This is a genomic window from Cupriavidus sp. LA-1 (assembly GCF_055385985.1).
In genome coordinates, this window is sequence record NZ_AP031388.1 from 358,832 (window position 1) to 372,091 (window position 13,260).

A 13,260-nucleotide genomic window follows, 5' to 3' on the forward strand; every position below is an offset into this window, starting at 1 on the left:
GCGGCCGCAACCCTTCGCCGGCGAGACTGCGTCAAGGCAAGCCTGAGGCCTCTGCGCCGCGCGTCCCGCCACATCGAATGCGGGACGCGCGGCGCCGAGCAGGCGGGCTTTTACGGTTTACGCTGCCGCCAGAGCCTGTGCCGAACAGGCGATGTGCTCCCGGCTCCAGTGGGCAAATTCCGTCAATGTCCGCTGTGCCTCGGGCAGGAACGGGAACAAGGTGAAGACGTGGACCGAATCGTCGATCACGCGCAAGGTCGTGTCCACCCCGCTGCCCCGTGCCTTGTCGGCCAACCGCATGGTATCGCTCTGGAGCACCTCCCCCTCCGCGACGGCCAGGAACAGCGGTGGAAGGCCGCGAAGGTCCCCATGCAAGGGGGATACAAGCGGGTCGGTCGGCTCGTGACCCTGGAAGTAGGACGCACCGAGCAGGCTCAGGGTGTCGCGGTGGGCTGCCGGGTCGTCTCCCGAGCGCGCCCGGACGGTGGGGTCGCTCAGTGTCAGGTCGGCAAAGGGACAGACCGCGAACACCCCGGCAGGTGCGGGCAGTCCGGCATTGCGGATTGCGATCGCCAGCGCCAGGGCCACGCCGCCGCCCGACGACTCGCCGCTGAGGATGATCTGGCCGGACGGAACACCCGTCGCGAGAAGTCCACGGTAGGCGTCCAGCGCATCGTCGATAGCAGCGGGATAGGGATGCTCGGGAGCAAGCCGGTAGTCGACCGTGTAGCAGCTCCCGCCGACTGCCGCCGCAAGGCGATACGCATATTCCAGCGAGCTGCGCGCCGAACCCAGCACATAGGCGCCGCCGTGGAAATGCAGCACGACGGGCTTGTCTGTTGACGCCGCGACGGCCTCCAGCCGGAGCGCCTGCACGCCGTGGAGTTCGACGGCTTCGACGGCGGCGTCTTCCGGCACCGGGAAGTGGGCGAGCAGCATGCGGTCGTAGGCCTCGCGCATGCCGTCGTGGCCACGTGCGACGTCTTCCGGCGTGAAGGTGTTTTTCCATATGTCGTAGGCGCGCTGGCTCTCGGGCCGCCGCATGCGCTTGCCCTCGCGGCTGTTGGCGATGCCGACCACTTCGTCCGGCGCCTGCCGGGCTGCCAGCCGTTCGTCGTGTGCCCAGACGAAGCCCCAGGAGGTCTCGGCAAGCGGGTCGATACGCGCCATCCCCTTCCAGCGGCCATTGCGCACGCGCACACGCTCGGGATCGGATTCGTGCACCATCTTCACAATGGCGCGGGCACCGGCCTGGACGCGCGTGGTGCGTGGCTGCCGGCGGCGTTCATACTCGAGCAATCGTTCGGCGATGCTCGCGTTTCCCTCCGTGGCCAGCATGACGGCCAGGGTCCACGCGTCCTCGATGGACTGGCATGCGCCTTGCGCGAGGAACGGCACCATGGCATGGGCGGCATCGCCGAGCAGCGTGATGCGTCCCGTGCTCCACTGTTCGATCGGATCGCGGTAATACATCCCTGTGATGAAGCTGGTCTCCACCTGATCGAGCAAGGCGGTAACGGTCGGCTCGGCGTCATGGAATGAGCGTCGCAGGGCCTCCACGTCGCCGCTGGCGCTCCAGCTTTCGCGATGGACTTCCGACGCCGGCACGGACGCGAGGATGCTGTACAGGTCCGGGCGCACCCAGTACGTGATCATCGTGCGCCCCGGGCCGAACCAGTTGTTGCCTCGCACGGGCAGCGGCAGTCCGGTGAGCTTGTGGGCGGGAATCAGCGCACGCCACATCAGGATGTTGGCGAACTGGGTCGTTTCCGGCCCTCGGAGCGCGGAACGCACCGCGGAGTGAATGCCATCGGCGCCCACCACCACGTCGCCCTCCACCCGCTCCCCGCCGACAAGATCCACCCACGCCCGGTCGGCAGTCTGGCCGATCGACACGATCTTGGCGCCGAGGCGGACCGTACCGGCAGGCAACCTGCGCGCGAGGACGTCGATCAAGTCGGCGCGATGGACGTTGTACATCGGCGCGCCGTAGCGCCTGGCGGCCTCGGGGCCAAGTGGCGCGTAATACAGCCGGCGGCCCGTGGCCAGGTCGCGGTAGTCGAACGCGTCGGGCTGCATGGCTACTGCGGCCAGGTCCGGCTCGACGCCCATTTCTCGCAGCAGAAGTGCGCCATTGCTGGCTATCTGGATGCCCGCGCCCACCTCCGTCAGTTTTTCCGCCTGTTCAAGAATGACCGCGTCGATGCCGTGCTGCCGCAGCGCCAGCGCCGCACAGAGGCCTCCAATGCCCGCTCCTGCAATAATCACTCGCATGTTGCCAGCTCCTTGCTAAAGTAAGTTAAATTGCTTAATTAATGTACTTCGCTTAACTAGAGATGACATCAGTGAAAACCCTGCGTGCTGACGGTATGGAGACGCGCGCCCGGCTCAAGCAGGCTGCCCAGCGGCTGTTTGCCCTGCGCGGCATGGAAGGCGTGACAGTGCAGGAAATCGTGTCGGCAGCGGGCCAGCGGAACAACGCCGCGCTGCACTATCACTTCGGGTCCCGGCGCGACCTGCTCAAGGAACTGGTGCTCGATGGGGCGAAGCTCATCGATGCCCGGCGCCAGGCGATGCTCGACCAGATGGAGGCGACACAGTCGCTGTCGATACGAGGCTTGATCGAAGCGCTGACGTACCCGCTGCTGGAACTTGGCGAGCAGACCGGGCAATACACCTACATCCGGATGATCGCGAGCGTGCAGTTGACCGATCGCGAACTGCTGCGCGAGGCGGTAGGCGATGCGTGGAACCACGGCTACCGGCGCTGCCTGGAGCACCTTGCAGGACTGCTGCCCCATATCCCGCCAGCGATCCTGCAACAGCGCCTCTCGCTGGTTGGCATATACGGGAGCGCAGCGTGGGCCGCGTGGGAGGCCGCGAAGGACTCGCAGGTTGCCGGTCGGTTCTGGGAGCCGGCGCACAGCGTATCCAACGTCCTTGACACGCTGCAGGCCATGCTGGAAGCCCCGCCTTCCGCATCGACGCTCGTGCTGCTCGCGCAGCCGCCCGCAGTCGGTGCGCAGACGTTATCGCCAGATACTTGACGGAATCGCGCGCTCTTCCGCGAGACCGCCGGTTGCTCACCGCCTGCCGGGCAGCTCGCGACGCAATACCTTGCCGACCGCGGATTTCGGCAGGACAGGCACTAGCGTGATATGGCGCGGCAGCTTGTAACGGGCGAGCTGGGCCAGGCAATGCGCGTGGATCCGCTCCGTCAGCACCTCCGGATTGTCGTTCAACGTGCCGCGCGGGACCACGAACAGATGCGGCGCCTCCCCCGAACGCTCGTCGGGGACGCCGATGCAGGCGCATTCGTGGACATCCTCCAGCTGCGCCACCACGGCTTCGATCTCGTTGGGATAGACGTTGAATCCGGAGACGAGGATCATGTCCTTCTTGCGGTCGACGATGGTCATCAGGCCATGCTCGTCCATGGTCACGATGTCCCCGGTGCGGAACCAGCCGTCTGCGGTGAACGCGTTGCGCGTCTCCGCCTCCTTGCCCCAGTAGCCGGCGAACAGCTGAGGTCCCTTGATCAGCAATTCGCCAGGCGTGCCGGTCGGCAACGGGTTCCCGCCGTCGTCGGCGATCAGCACGTCGGTCGACGGCACGGGCATGCCAATGCTGCCATTGCGTCCTGGCGGATTGAAGGTCGCGCTGGGGGAGGTCTCGGTCAGGCCGTAGCCCTCTGTGATGGGCGGGGCCCCGGCTGCCGCCCAGCGGCTGGCCACGGCATGCTGAACCGACGCGCCGGCGCCGGTGACGAGCCGTGTGCGGGCGAAGTCCACCGTCGGCAGTTCGGGATGGGCCACCATGGCGTTGAACAGGGTATTTACGCCAATCAGCACTTCGAAGGGGCGACGCCGGAGTTCGGCGATGACCGTATCCATATCACGCGGATTCGGGATCAGCCGGTTTTCCACGCCACAGGCGATGCACAGCAAGGCGATGGCCATCGGGTAGACGTGATAGAGCGGCAGCGGCGTGACCAGTGACACGTCGGCGCCGGCCAGGACCGGGTCGATCCAGGCACGCAGCTGCGCGAGGCTGGCACTGACGCTGCGGTGCGTCAGCATCGCCCCTTTCGCCACGCCGGTCGTCCCCCCCGTGTACTGCAGGAAGGCCATGTCCGCCGGCGCGATCGACACAGGGCCGAGGGGCAGCCCCTCCCCTTCGTCCAGCGCCGCGACGAATGACGACCGGGCTGCCGGAGCCGCCGGCGCGGCGCGGTCTGCGCCCGCGGCAGGTGTGGCGCAGTGCGGCGCGGCGCTCTGCACAATCTGGCGCACCGCTGTCCGGGCCAGGAGGTCCTCCAGTGCCGGCAGCAGCGACTCCCCGAGCACCAGGCACGCCGCGCCGGAGTCCTGCAACTGGTACTCGACCTCCCGTGGCGTGTACAACGGATTGACCGGCACGACCACCAGTCCCGCGCGCAGGATGCCTGCCATCGCAACCAGGTATGGCAGGCAGTTCGGGAGCATCACCGCCACGCGCTCGCCCCGGCGCAAGCCGCGGTGCTGCAGCCATGCCGCAAAGGCGCGCGACTGGCGGTCGAGGCCGGCGAAGCTGAGTGTTTCTCCCTGGCACGATGCGACGGTCCGGGTCGCAAAGGCACGGAAGCTGTCGGCCAGGCCTGCCACAAGGTCGGACTGCGCGTCCGGGTCGATGGCGCGGGGAACGTATGCGGGATAGGAGCGGTACCAGGGACGGTCTTCAGGCATGGCGTTCACGTTGTCTCCTTGTAATGTTCTGGTGGGGTTGCCTGCGGACTCGTCCTAGCCAAGGGCCTCGCGAAGGAAGTCCAGCCGGTCTTGCCCGAAGTACATCTCGTCGCCGACAAACATGGTGGGAGCGCCAAACACCCCGCGTCGCACGGCCTCGTCGGTATTGGCTTTCAGCGCCGCCTTGACCTCGGAATCGTTCAGCCATGCCTGCAACAGGTCGGGAGCAAATCCAGCCTGCGCCAGCGTGCGCGCGGCGAGCGCCGGGTCATTCAGGTTCAGCCCATCCACCCAGATCGCCTTGAAGACGGTGGCCAGGTAGGTGTCGAACAGCGCGGGCTGCCGCATCTGCGCCGCGATTGCGCCGCGCATGAACGGAAGCGTCATGATCGGGAAATGCGGGTTATGCCGTAACGGCACGTTGTACCGACGGGCGAAGCGCTCCAGGTCGAGCGAAACGTAGCGCCCCTTGGCAGGTACGGCCCCGGGAGAGGCATTTCCCGTCGCCTGGAACACACCGCCGAGCAGCATGGGCTTGAACACGAGCCGTGCGCCAGCCTGCTCGCACAGCCCGGGAAGCTGGGTCCACGCCAGATAGGACGCCGGACTGCCCACGTCGAAAAAGAACTCCACGGTCTTCGCCATCACAAGACTCCTCCTTTTGATAAACGTTCGTTTAGTTAACGAACCATATGCTATGGTTAGAAGCATGTCAACGCCGTGCTTACCACCATGCGCTACACCAAGACTCACAAGGAAGAGACCCGCAAGAAGCTGCTGGACGCCAGCAGCGCGATCGCGAAGAAAGGCGGGTTCTCGTCGACCGGGGTGGACGCCCTGATGTCATCCATCGGCCTGACCGGCGGTGCGTTCTACAGCCACTTCCAATCCAAGCAGGAGCTGTTTGCGGCGATCGTCGGCCAGGAGATGCAGAACAGCAGCGACATGCTGGCCGGCGACGAGGCGTCGCCCGACAACCATGTGGCGAAGTGCATTCGGGACTACCTGAGTTCCTTCCACGCGATGAATCCCGAGGTGGGCTGCATCCTGCCGACGCTGGGCGCTGAAATTGCGCGCTCGGGCCCCGAGGTGCGCGAGATGGTCGAGCGAGGCCTGAAGCATACGCACCAAAGCTGGCGCGCGCGCTCCGGCGACTCGGACGCGGCATGGGCCCTGATCGCCCAATGCGTGGGCGCGCTGGTGCTGGCCCGCGCCGTGGAAAGCGAAAAGGCGCGCAAGGAAATCCTCGCGGCAAGCCGGCGCTTCCTGAGCAAGACGATACCCAGCGCAGCCGAGACCAAGGGCTAAGCGGCCGTCGCAAGGGTTCGCGCCCTCGTCTTTCCGCTTGACATCATGACGCCCGTTGGCCTAACGTACGTTTACCAAACGATCGTTAATTAAAGAGGAGACGTATGACATCCACTGGATCGCAGCCCAGGGTTGCCCTGGTCATCGGCGCGGGTGACTCCACCGGCGCCGCCATCGCGCGGCGCTTCGCGAAGGAAGGCTATATCGCCTGCGTCACGCGCCGTACGGCCGACAAGCTGCAACCGCTCGTCGACAGCATCCGCGCGGATGGCGGCCAGGCCTTCGGCTACAGCAGCGATGCCCGCAAGGAAGAAGCCGTGACGGCACTGTTTGAACAGATCGAATCCGAGCACGGCCCGATCGAGGTGCTGGTCTTCAATATCGGCGCGAATGTTCCGTGCAGCATCCTCGAGGAGACACCCCGCAAGTATTTCAAGATATGGGAGATGGCGTGCTTCAGCGGCTTCCTCAACGCCCAGGCCGCCGCCCGGCGCATGGTAGGCCGCGGCCGCGGCACGATTCTCTTCACGGGAGCCACCGCCGCCCTGCGCGGCGCCGCCAACTTTGCCGCGTTCGCCGGCGCCAAGCATGCCCTGCGCGCACTCGCCCAGAGCATGGCGCGTGAATTGGGGCCGCACAACATCCACGTTGCACATGTGGTCGTGGATGGCGCCATCGATACGGCCTTCATCCGTGATACGTTCCCGGAACGCTACGCGCTCAAGGAGCAGGACGGCATCCTGAATCCGGATCACATCGCCGAAAACTACTGGCATCTTCACCAGCAGCCGCGCGATGCCTGGACGTTCGAGCTTGACCTGCGCCCCTATATGGAGCGCTGGTAAGCGATAGCGCGCGTCGCTGTCGCCCATTCCACTTCGTTGCGGGACCAGGACGAGATGATGAGACACCGCGTAGGAACGTGTGTACTCTTTCATTCGCCAACGCGATACCATCGGTAAACCCCCTCGCGCGACGCGCATCGGGGCCCGCATGTGCACCACCTCCCGCAGCGAAGTCAATAGAATGCAAGGCTATCTACCCAGTGTTGTGTTGACCGGGGCAGCTCCTCTGCTCGAGGCACTCGGCGTTCAACCCGAGTTGATTGCGACCGGAGCCGAACTGCCAGAGCTTGCGCTCCGTTCCGCCGACGTGCCGATCCGGGGTACGCAAGTGCTTCGATTCCTTGCGCTGGCTGCTGAAGTTGCGCAATGCCGGAACTTTGGATTAAGACTCGCCGAATATCAGGGCCTGGCGGTCCTTGGGCCGATCCTTGTGATGATGCATGGCGCGCGTACTCTCGGGGAGGCAATGGATACGCTTGCCGAGTTCTACGTGCTGCATACGTCGATGTCTGCCGTACGGGCAGTGCGGGACGAACAGGGGATGGTCTTGACCTACGACATCGAGAACGCTTCCGGTCCCGGAGAAGTTCAGGCAGTTGAACTGGGCCTCGCCAACGGTATGCAGTACTTGCGTACCATCTGTGGTACCGCCTGGCAGCCGGCCGTTGTGCAATTCCGTCATTCGGCGCCTGCGGACTGCGCAATGCACAGGCGCACGTTCGGGCCCTCCCTCAGCTTCGATCAGGACAGAAATGCGATTGTCCTCGATCGCGCAACGGTGACGCGTCCGGTCACGCAACGTCGCCGTAATGCGCATCGCGTTCTCGAGGCACACTTGCGGCGAGAAAGGGCTCAGGTGGAGGCGCTATGGACGGTACGCACGCAAACGATGATTCGCGCGCTTTTGCCGTTCACTGACAGTTCGCTCAACGCCATCGCGCGAGCGCTCGCAACGTCCCCGCGGTCATTGCAACGTCGCCTCGCCGAGGCCCGCACGACGTTCGATGCACTGCGGGAACAAGTTCGTGAGGATCTCGCCCTGAAGTATGTGCAGCAGTCAGATCTGCGTCTCGCCGAGATCTCTGAACTGCTCGGCTATTCGCAGCAAAGCGCGTTCAGCCGGGCGTTCAAGCGACTGCGGGGCGTCACGCCCCGGCAGCTTCGAGCCATGCGTCACGAGGACGGCCCCGGACGTCCTGCCAGGTAGCAATAGCCTGCCTTCGGTATCACGGGGCGAGGAACGCGGGATTCAGGAACTTCGGATCAGGATACTGATAGAAGCCGCGTCCCACTGACTCGCCGATATACCCGGTATCGATGCAATGCGCTTTCACGTATTCCGCAATGCGCCGATGCGTCGGATCGCCCGTACGTTCCGCCAGAGCGCGCGTGACGTGATAGACGGTCGTCATGCCGATTCCGTCGAGAATACCGAAGGGGCCAATCCGATCCGCCTTCGCAATCATCCAGGCCTTGTCGATCGTCTGCACGTCGGCGACCTCGTTGACCAGCAGACCCAGCGCGGCAATCAGCATCGGGACGAGCATGGTATTCAGCAGGTAGCCGGGCTGCTCCTTGCGCAGCGGCAAAGGCACCATGCCAATACGCTGTGCGAACTGCACCATGCGTGCGAATACGGCGGGGTCGGTGCCCGGATGGCCCATGATCTCGGCGATGTTGTGCTTCCACACTTCGTGCGCGAAATGCAGGCTCAGCACGCGCTCGGGCCGGTCAGTGAACATGGCAAACTGGCTTGGCACCAGCGTCGACGAGTTGCTCGCAAAAATGGTGCCGGCCGGCGCCAAAGCTGACAGTGAGCGGTAGAAGGCCTGCTTGATTGCCAGATCCTCGGGGATGGCTTCGATGACGAGATCCGTGCCGGCAACAGCCGAAGCGAGGTCGGTAGCGCCCTCGATGCGTGCCAGCGTGGCTTCGACCTGTTCGCGAGTTGCGCCCAGGTCGGCAGCGTAGACGCGCCCCAGCGCGTCAAATCGGGCGTTCGCGCGATCCAGGCAGGTGGTATCGACGTCGTAGGCCACGACGTCGATACCGGAAAACGCGCACTGAAAGGCGATCTGCGCGCCCAGCACACCAGTGCCGGCCACCATGACGCGTGCGATCGGATGATTGTCCATCAGGGAATGAGAAGGCATGAATGACGGGCGCGGTGCGCTTTGAATGTCGGACGGGTCGGACCTTTTGCGTGACCTCCGTGAGCCAGATGCCTGGCTCACGTCAGTTGTTGTCGCTTAACGGCCGCCCTGGCAGCCGATCAGGTCGATCTCGGGCAAGTCATTGGCTTTGCAGTAGTCCTGGTAGCGGCTCAAAGCCGTCCGCCATGTCTCGACGAACGTGACCTTGCCGTCTTCGTCGAGGAAGTGGAGTTCACCGGTCGACACCACCAGCGCCGTGCCGTTGTCGTCGTCGGAGAGATTCGTGAACGAGTGCGACGACTCCGACGGCTCAAAAACGAAATCGCCGGCTTGCGCGACCCAACCATGCTGGTCGTATTTCCATCGACCGCTGAGTGTGTAGACCATCACCGTGCCGGTATGGCGATGAATATGCGCGCCTTCGCCTTTGGCAGCTTTCATGAGCAATACCACTTCGCCCGTGACGGGGTTGATCTTGAAGTATTTGAGCTGAATCTTGTCGTTGATCGGGGCGAAGGGAATCCACGGCGTGGCGTTTCCGCCGATATGGACCGTGTCGATCGCTGAGACATCGTTGAGGGCTTGCGTAGCTTCTGCGTTCATGGAATGGGTCTCCGATTGAGTTAAGGGCTGGGTGTGCGCAGCGCGATCGGTGCGCGATCTCCAGTTCCTATTCAATCGCAGGTCACTCGTGGGAACTTGACCTGTACCGCCCAAATTTGTACTTTACGCGCCAAGTGTGTTTTGCAAGCGGATATCATTCAGGACAAGGCTGGCCCGCGGCACCCCACATCGCCACATCCTTCACATGCGACTCGAATGTGCCAGGTGGTGCGCTGCGCCCCCCACCCGGATTCCAGCCCCAGGGGATAAAGCCATGCATCAGGGCATCGTGACGCAGATGCGCTACCAACCCTGCTGCGTCCCGGCCACCATTGCGCCTGGGGTCGCGCAACTGCTGACAGATCTCCGGGCCGCTCTTGCCGAACCACTGGAATTGCACCGGGGCCAATTGCCAGGCAATGCCGACATGTGGTGGCGCATGCGGTACATCGTTCGGCGCGGTCGAAGTCACATGGCACGTTGTGCACGATTGTCCCGGGGTACCCGCGCGACCGAAACCGGCATTGATGTCCATACCGTGCAGCCGGGCCTTGCTCTCGCCGACAACATTCCACCTCGGAACATTGTCTGCGCCAACGTGGCAATTGGCGCAGCGCGGATGGGTAATAACGGCCTGGATCCGCTGCCATGCCTGCAGGCCATCGTCCTTGCTGATGCTGCCCGGAGGCGGCATGTCGCTGGCGGTCTTCTGCTGGTCGGTGGCTGAAATCGCGAACGGGGCGGCAATGGCCACGGCGGCAGCAAGGCATCTCAACAGAATGCGTTTCACGTTTGCCCCCTCAACCGAACTCGACGAACTTGTTGAACGGCATTTCGCGCAGGCGCTTGCCAGTGACTGCGAAGATCGCATTGGCCAACGCCGGCGCCGCCGGGGGCACCGGCGGCTCGCCGATCCCCCGTATCGCGCCGGCTTCGATTCCACGCACTGCTATCCTGGGGCACTGGAACATGCGCATGCCCTCATGCTGATTGAAGTTGCGCTGCTGCACCATGCCGTTCGCGTAGGTCAGCTCGCAATTCATCGCGTGCCCCAGTGCCCAGACGACACCACCCTGGACCAGGTTCTCGAAGTTGACCGGGTCAATGACTTTGCCGACAGCGGCAGCCACCCAGACCTTCTCGAGGCGGATGGCACCCTTCTCCGTCGCGGAAACCTCAATCACCTCGGCTACGGGGACGCCAAAGGATTCGGTGAAAGCCACGCCTCGCCCACGACCGTTGGCCGGCCGCGGGCCATTCCAGCCGGACATCTCGCCGACGGCTTCCAGGACCTTGCGGTGCAGTTCGTCCTTGCACAGGTCGATCCGACCCTTGAGTGGATCGACCCCTGCCGCGTGAAGCAACTCATCAATAAACGCATCGCCGAAGAAGCCGCCGGTGGAAGCGCCAACCGAACGCCACGACGAGCACGGCGAGGTGCCCTTGACCTGGTAGCCCGTCATCCTGAAGTTCGGGATGTTGTACTGGAGGTTGCCTGTCCCAAGCGGAATTTGACCATCCGCCCCTGCCGCCTTCATTCCCATGCGGCTGAACTGCGACCCTACGGCCGAACTGGTGGCGACATGAAAATCCACCGCGACGATCTTGCCGTCCTTGACTACGCCGCGGTTGCGCGCCATGCCGATATGGCGCGGGAAGTCTTGCAGGAAATCCTCCTCGCGCGAAAACACCAGCTTGACCGGCGTGCCGCGCATGTTGCTGGCGATCTGCACGGCTGCGCGGATGTTCTCGAATTCCAGGCGATGACCGAAGCTGCCGCCAGCCCATTGGTTGTGCAGCACGACCTGCTCCGGCTTGTGTCCGGTGATGGAAGCGGCGATGCCCTGCACGACGGCCGGCATCTGGTGACTGGTCCACAGCTCGATGCCATCGTCTCGGACAACGGCAATCGCGTTCAGCGGTTCGAGCGGCTGATGCGCGACATAGGGTGCGCGATACTCGGCCTCGATCACCCTGGCGCCCTGCAACGCCCCTTTCACGTCGCCCTCGTTGCGCCAGACCTTGTCGACGTTGTCGGGCGCGAATGCGGCTTCGACGGCGGCCCAGTGCTGGGCCTGCTCGGGCGGATAGCCGGTGGCCGCAGCCCACTTGCACTCCACCGCATCCGCTGCCTGCATCGCATACCAGGTATTGGTCGCGACCACGGCAAATCCGTTGGTGATCGGCAGGATCTTCTTCACCCCCGGCATGTGCTCGGCCTTGCTGGCGTCGAATGACTGCAACGGCGCGCCCTTGTTCGGATTCATCTTGACCGTCGCGAAAACCATGCCCGGCACGGACTGGTCGATGCCGAACCTGAGCTGGCCGGTGGTTTTCGATGCGATATCCAGCCGCTGCGTGGGCTTGCCGATCAGGCGCCACTGCGATGGATCGCGCAGCCCGACGTTCTGCACCGGCGGCACCTTGGCTGCCTCGGCAGCGAGATCGACATAGCGAATCTTCCTGCCGTTGGGCAGGATCACTGCCGCGGACGCGGTGCGCAGCTTGTCGGCGGAAATGCCGGTGCGCCTGGCCGCAGCGGCCTTCAAGGTCTCGCGCGCAATCGCGCCAGCCTCGCGTAGCTTGGTGTAGCTGTCGGGAATGGTGCTCGAGCCGCCAGTCAGCTGCATGCCGCCGTCCCTGAGCATCTTCTTCGCGCCCGCGCGCGCAGCCTCGGCTTCGGGGCTGTGGTCAATGCTGAGGAACGGAATCAGTTCATCCGCCAGCGCGGTGTTGTAGTAGGCCTTGTCGGTCGGGCCGAAATCGGTTTCGAACTGACCAGGGTCGAGATCCATCTCCTCCGCGATGAAAATGGCCTGGCTCGCGACCGCGCCTTGTCCGACGTCGGCGTGCGGCGTGATCAGGGTGATCTTGTCCGGGCTGATCCGGACCCACGGACTGACCGGGACCGGCTTCGCTGCGGCCTTCGGCGCACTGGCTGCCCCCCTGGCGAAGACATAGGGCCCGAACACGACACCGCCCGCGACGGCGGCCGAGCCAATCAGGAAGTAGCGGCGACCGGGCTTGCTGAGGATCTCGTCCATCTCACGTCTCCGACAGTTTCGTGGCGGCCGCGTGAATCGCGGTGCGGATACGCTCATAGGTACCGCAACGGCACAGGTTGCCGGACATGGCGGCGTTGATATCGTCGTCCGACGGCCTCGGATTGGCCGACAGCAGCGCCGCTGCCTGCATGATCTGTCCGCACTGGCAGTAACCGCACTGCGGCACCTGATGCTCGATCCAGGCCCGTTGCACGACATGCAGGGACTTCGCGCCCAGCCCTTCGATGGTGGTCACCGTCCGCTTCCCGAGATCGCCGATGCGCATCTGGCAGGATCGCACCGCCTGGCCGTCGATATGCACCGTGCAGGCGCCGCATTGAGCGATGCCGCAGCCGTACTTCGGCCCCGTGATGCCCAACTCGTCCCGCAACACCCAGAGCAGGGGCATGTCCGGGACGACGTCCACCTGCCGCATTTTCCCGTTGACTGTCAGCTTGATCACGGTCCGCCTCCGCGCTTGATGGCCTTGAGTAAACGCCCTTTCCCTGCATCGCCCTGCGGGATCGATCTCTGAGGCAATTACCGGGCCAACGGCAATCTATTGAATTGACAAGGCGTTTTA

General features: G+C 64.3%; 12 protein-coding genes. 4 read left to right on the top strand and 8 right to left on the bottom strand.

The window, feature by feature from the left end:
• Nucleotides 1-117 precede the first annotated feature (117 nt).
• Nucleotides 118-2,274: an alpha/beta hydrolase fold domain-containing protein gene (locus ACZ5MJ_RS20695; RefSeq protein WP_464225498.1), complete on the bottom strand. Its 2,157-nt coding sequence runs from the start codon at nucleotides 2,272-2,274 to the stop codon at nucleotides 118-120.
• A 62-nt stretch (nucleotides 2,275-2,336) separates the two neighbouring features.
• On the opposite strand from ACZ5MJ_RS20695, the gene ACZ5MJ_RS20700 reads away from it, so the two are divergent.
• A complete protein-coding gene (locus ACZ5MJ_RS20700; RefSeq protein WP_464225499.1) occupies nucleotides 2,337-3,047 on the top strand; it encodes a TetR/AcrR family transcriptional regulator in 711 nt (236 codons plus the stop codon).
• Between the two features lie 36 nt (nucleotides 3,048-3,083).
• On the opposite strand, the gene ACZ5MJ_RS20705 is transcribed toward ACZ5MJ_RS20700, so the two are convergent.
• Both ACZ5MJ_RS20705 and ACZ5MJ_RS20710 read right to left on the bottom strand, forming a co-directional pair.
• Nucleotides 3,084-4,724: an AMP-binding protein gene (locus ACZ5MJ_RS20705; protein WP_464226561.1), complete on the bottom strand. Its 1,641-nt coding sequence runs from the start codon at nucleotides 4,722-4,724 to the stop codon at nucleotides 3,084-3,086.
• 54 nt (nucleotides 4,725-4,778) lie between these two features.
• Nucleotides 4,779-5,369, bottom strand: a complete 591-nt coding sequence (locus tag ACZ5MJ_RS20710; protein WP_464225501.1) for a DsbA family protein — start codon at nucleotides 5,367-5,369, stop codon at nucleotides 4,779-4,781.
• Between the two features lie 75 nt (nucleotides 5,370-5,444).
• Between ACZ5MJ_RS20710 and ACZ5MJ_RS20715 the strand changes: the two genes are divergently transcribed.
• The 3 genes from ACZ5MJ_RS20715 (at nucleotide 5,445) to ACZ5MJ_RS20725 (ending at nucleotide 8,084) form a co-directional block, all read left to right on the top strand.
• Nucleotides 5,445-6,032, top strand: coding sequence for a TetR/AcrR family transcriptional regulator (locus ACZ5MJ_RS20715; RefSeq protein WP_464225502.1), 588 nt, complete (start codon nucleotides 5,445-5,447; stop codon nucleotides 6,030-6,032).
• 104 nt (nucleotides 6,033-6,136) lie between these two features.
• A complete protein-coding gene (locus ACZ5MJ_RS20720) occupies nucleotides 6,137-6,877 on the top strand; it encodes an SDR family oxidoreductase (protein WP_464225503.1) in 741 nt (246 codons plus the stop codon).
• A 181-nt stretch (nucleotides 6,878-7,058) separates the two neighbouring features.
• Nucleotides 7,059-8,084: an AraC family transcriptional regulator gene (locus ACZ5MJ_RS20725; RefSeq protein ID WP_464225504.1), complete on the top strand. Its 1,026-nt coding sequence runs from the start codon at nucleotides 7,059-7,061 to the stop codon at nucleotides 8,082-8,084.
• A gap of 19 nt (nucleotides 8,085-8,103) precedes the next feature.
• Here the strand turns inward: ACZ5MJ_RS20725 and ACZ5MJ_RS20730 are convergent, their stop codons facing one another.
• The 5 genes from ACZ5MJ_RS20730 to ACZ5MJ_RS20750 all read right to left on the bottom strand — a co-directional run bounded on the left by ACZ5MJ_RS20730 (nucleotide 8,104) and on the right by ACZ5MJ_RS20750 (nucleotide 13,113).
• Nucleotides 8,104-9,012, bottom strand: coding sequence for a 3-hydroxyacyl-CoA dehydrogenase (locus ACZ5MJ_RS20730; protein ID WP_464225505.1), 909 nt, complete (start codon nucleotides 9,010-9,012; stop codon nucleotides 8,104-8,106).
• A gap of 114 nt (nucleotides 9,013-9,126) precedes the next feature.
• The gene (locus ACZ5MJ_RS20735; protein ID WP_464225506.1) at nucleotides 9,127-9,633 is read right to left on the bottom strand and encodes a 2,4'-dihydroxyacetophenone dioxygenase family protein; all 507 of its coding nucleotides are present in this window, start codon (nucleotides 9,631-9,633) and stop codon (nucleotides 9,127-9,129) included.
• 154 nt (nucleotides 9,634-9,787) lie between these two features.
• Nucleotides 9,788-10,423 carry a hypothetical protein gene (locus tag ACZ5MJ_RS20740; RefSeq protein WP_464225507.1) on the bottom strand — a complete coding sequence of 212 codons (636 nt, stop codon included), beginning with the start codon at nucleotides 10,421-10,423 and terminating at the stop codon, nucleotides 9,788-9,790.
• A gap of 10 nt (nucleotides 10,424-10,433) precedes the next feature.
• Nucleotides 10,434-12,677, bottom strand: a complete 2,244-nt coding sequence (locus ACZ5MJ_RS20745; RefSeq protein WP_464225508.1) for a xanthine dehydrogenase family protein molybdopterin-binding subunit — start codon at nucleotides 12,675-12,677, stop codon at nucleotides 10,434-10,436.
• Between the two features lies 1 nt (nucleotide 12,678).
• The gene (locus ACZ5MJ_RS20750) at nucleotides 12,679-13,113 is read right to left on the bottom strand and encodes a (2Fe-2S)-binding protein (protein WP_464226562.1); all 435 of its coding nucleotides are present in this window, start codon (nucleotides 13,111-13,113) and stop codon (nucleotides 12,679-12,681) included.
• Nucleotides 13,114-13,260 lie beyond the last annotated feature (147 nt).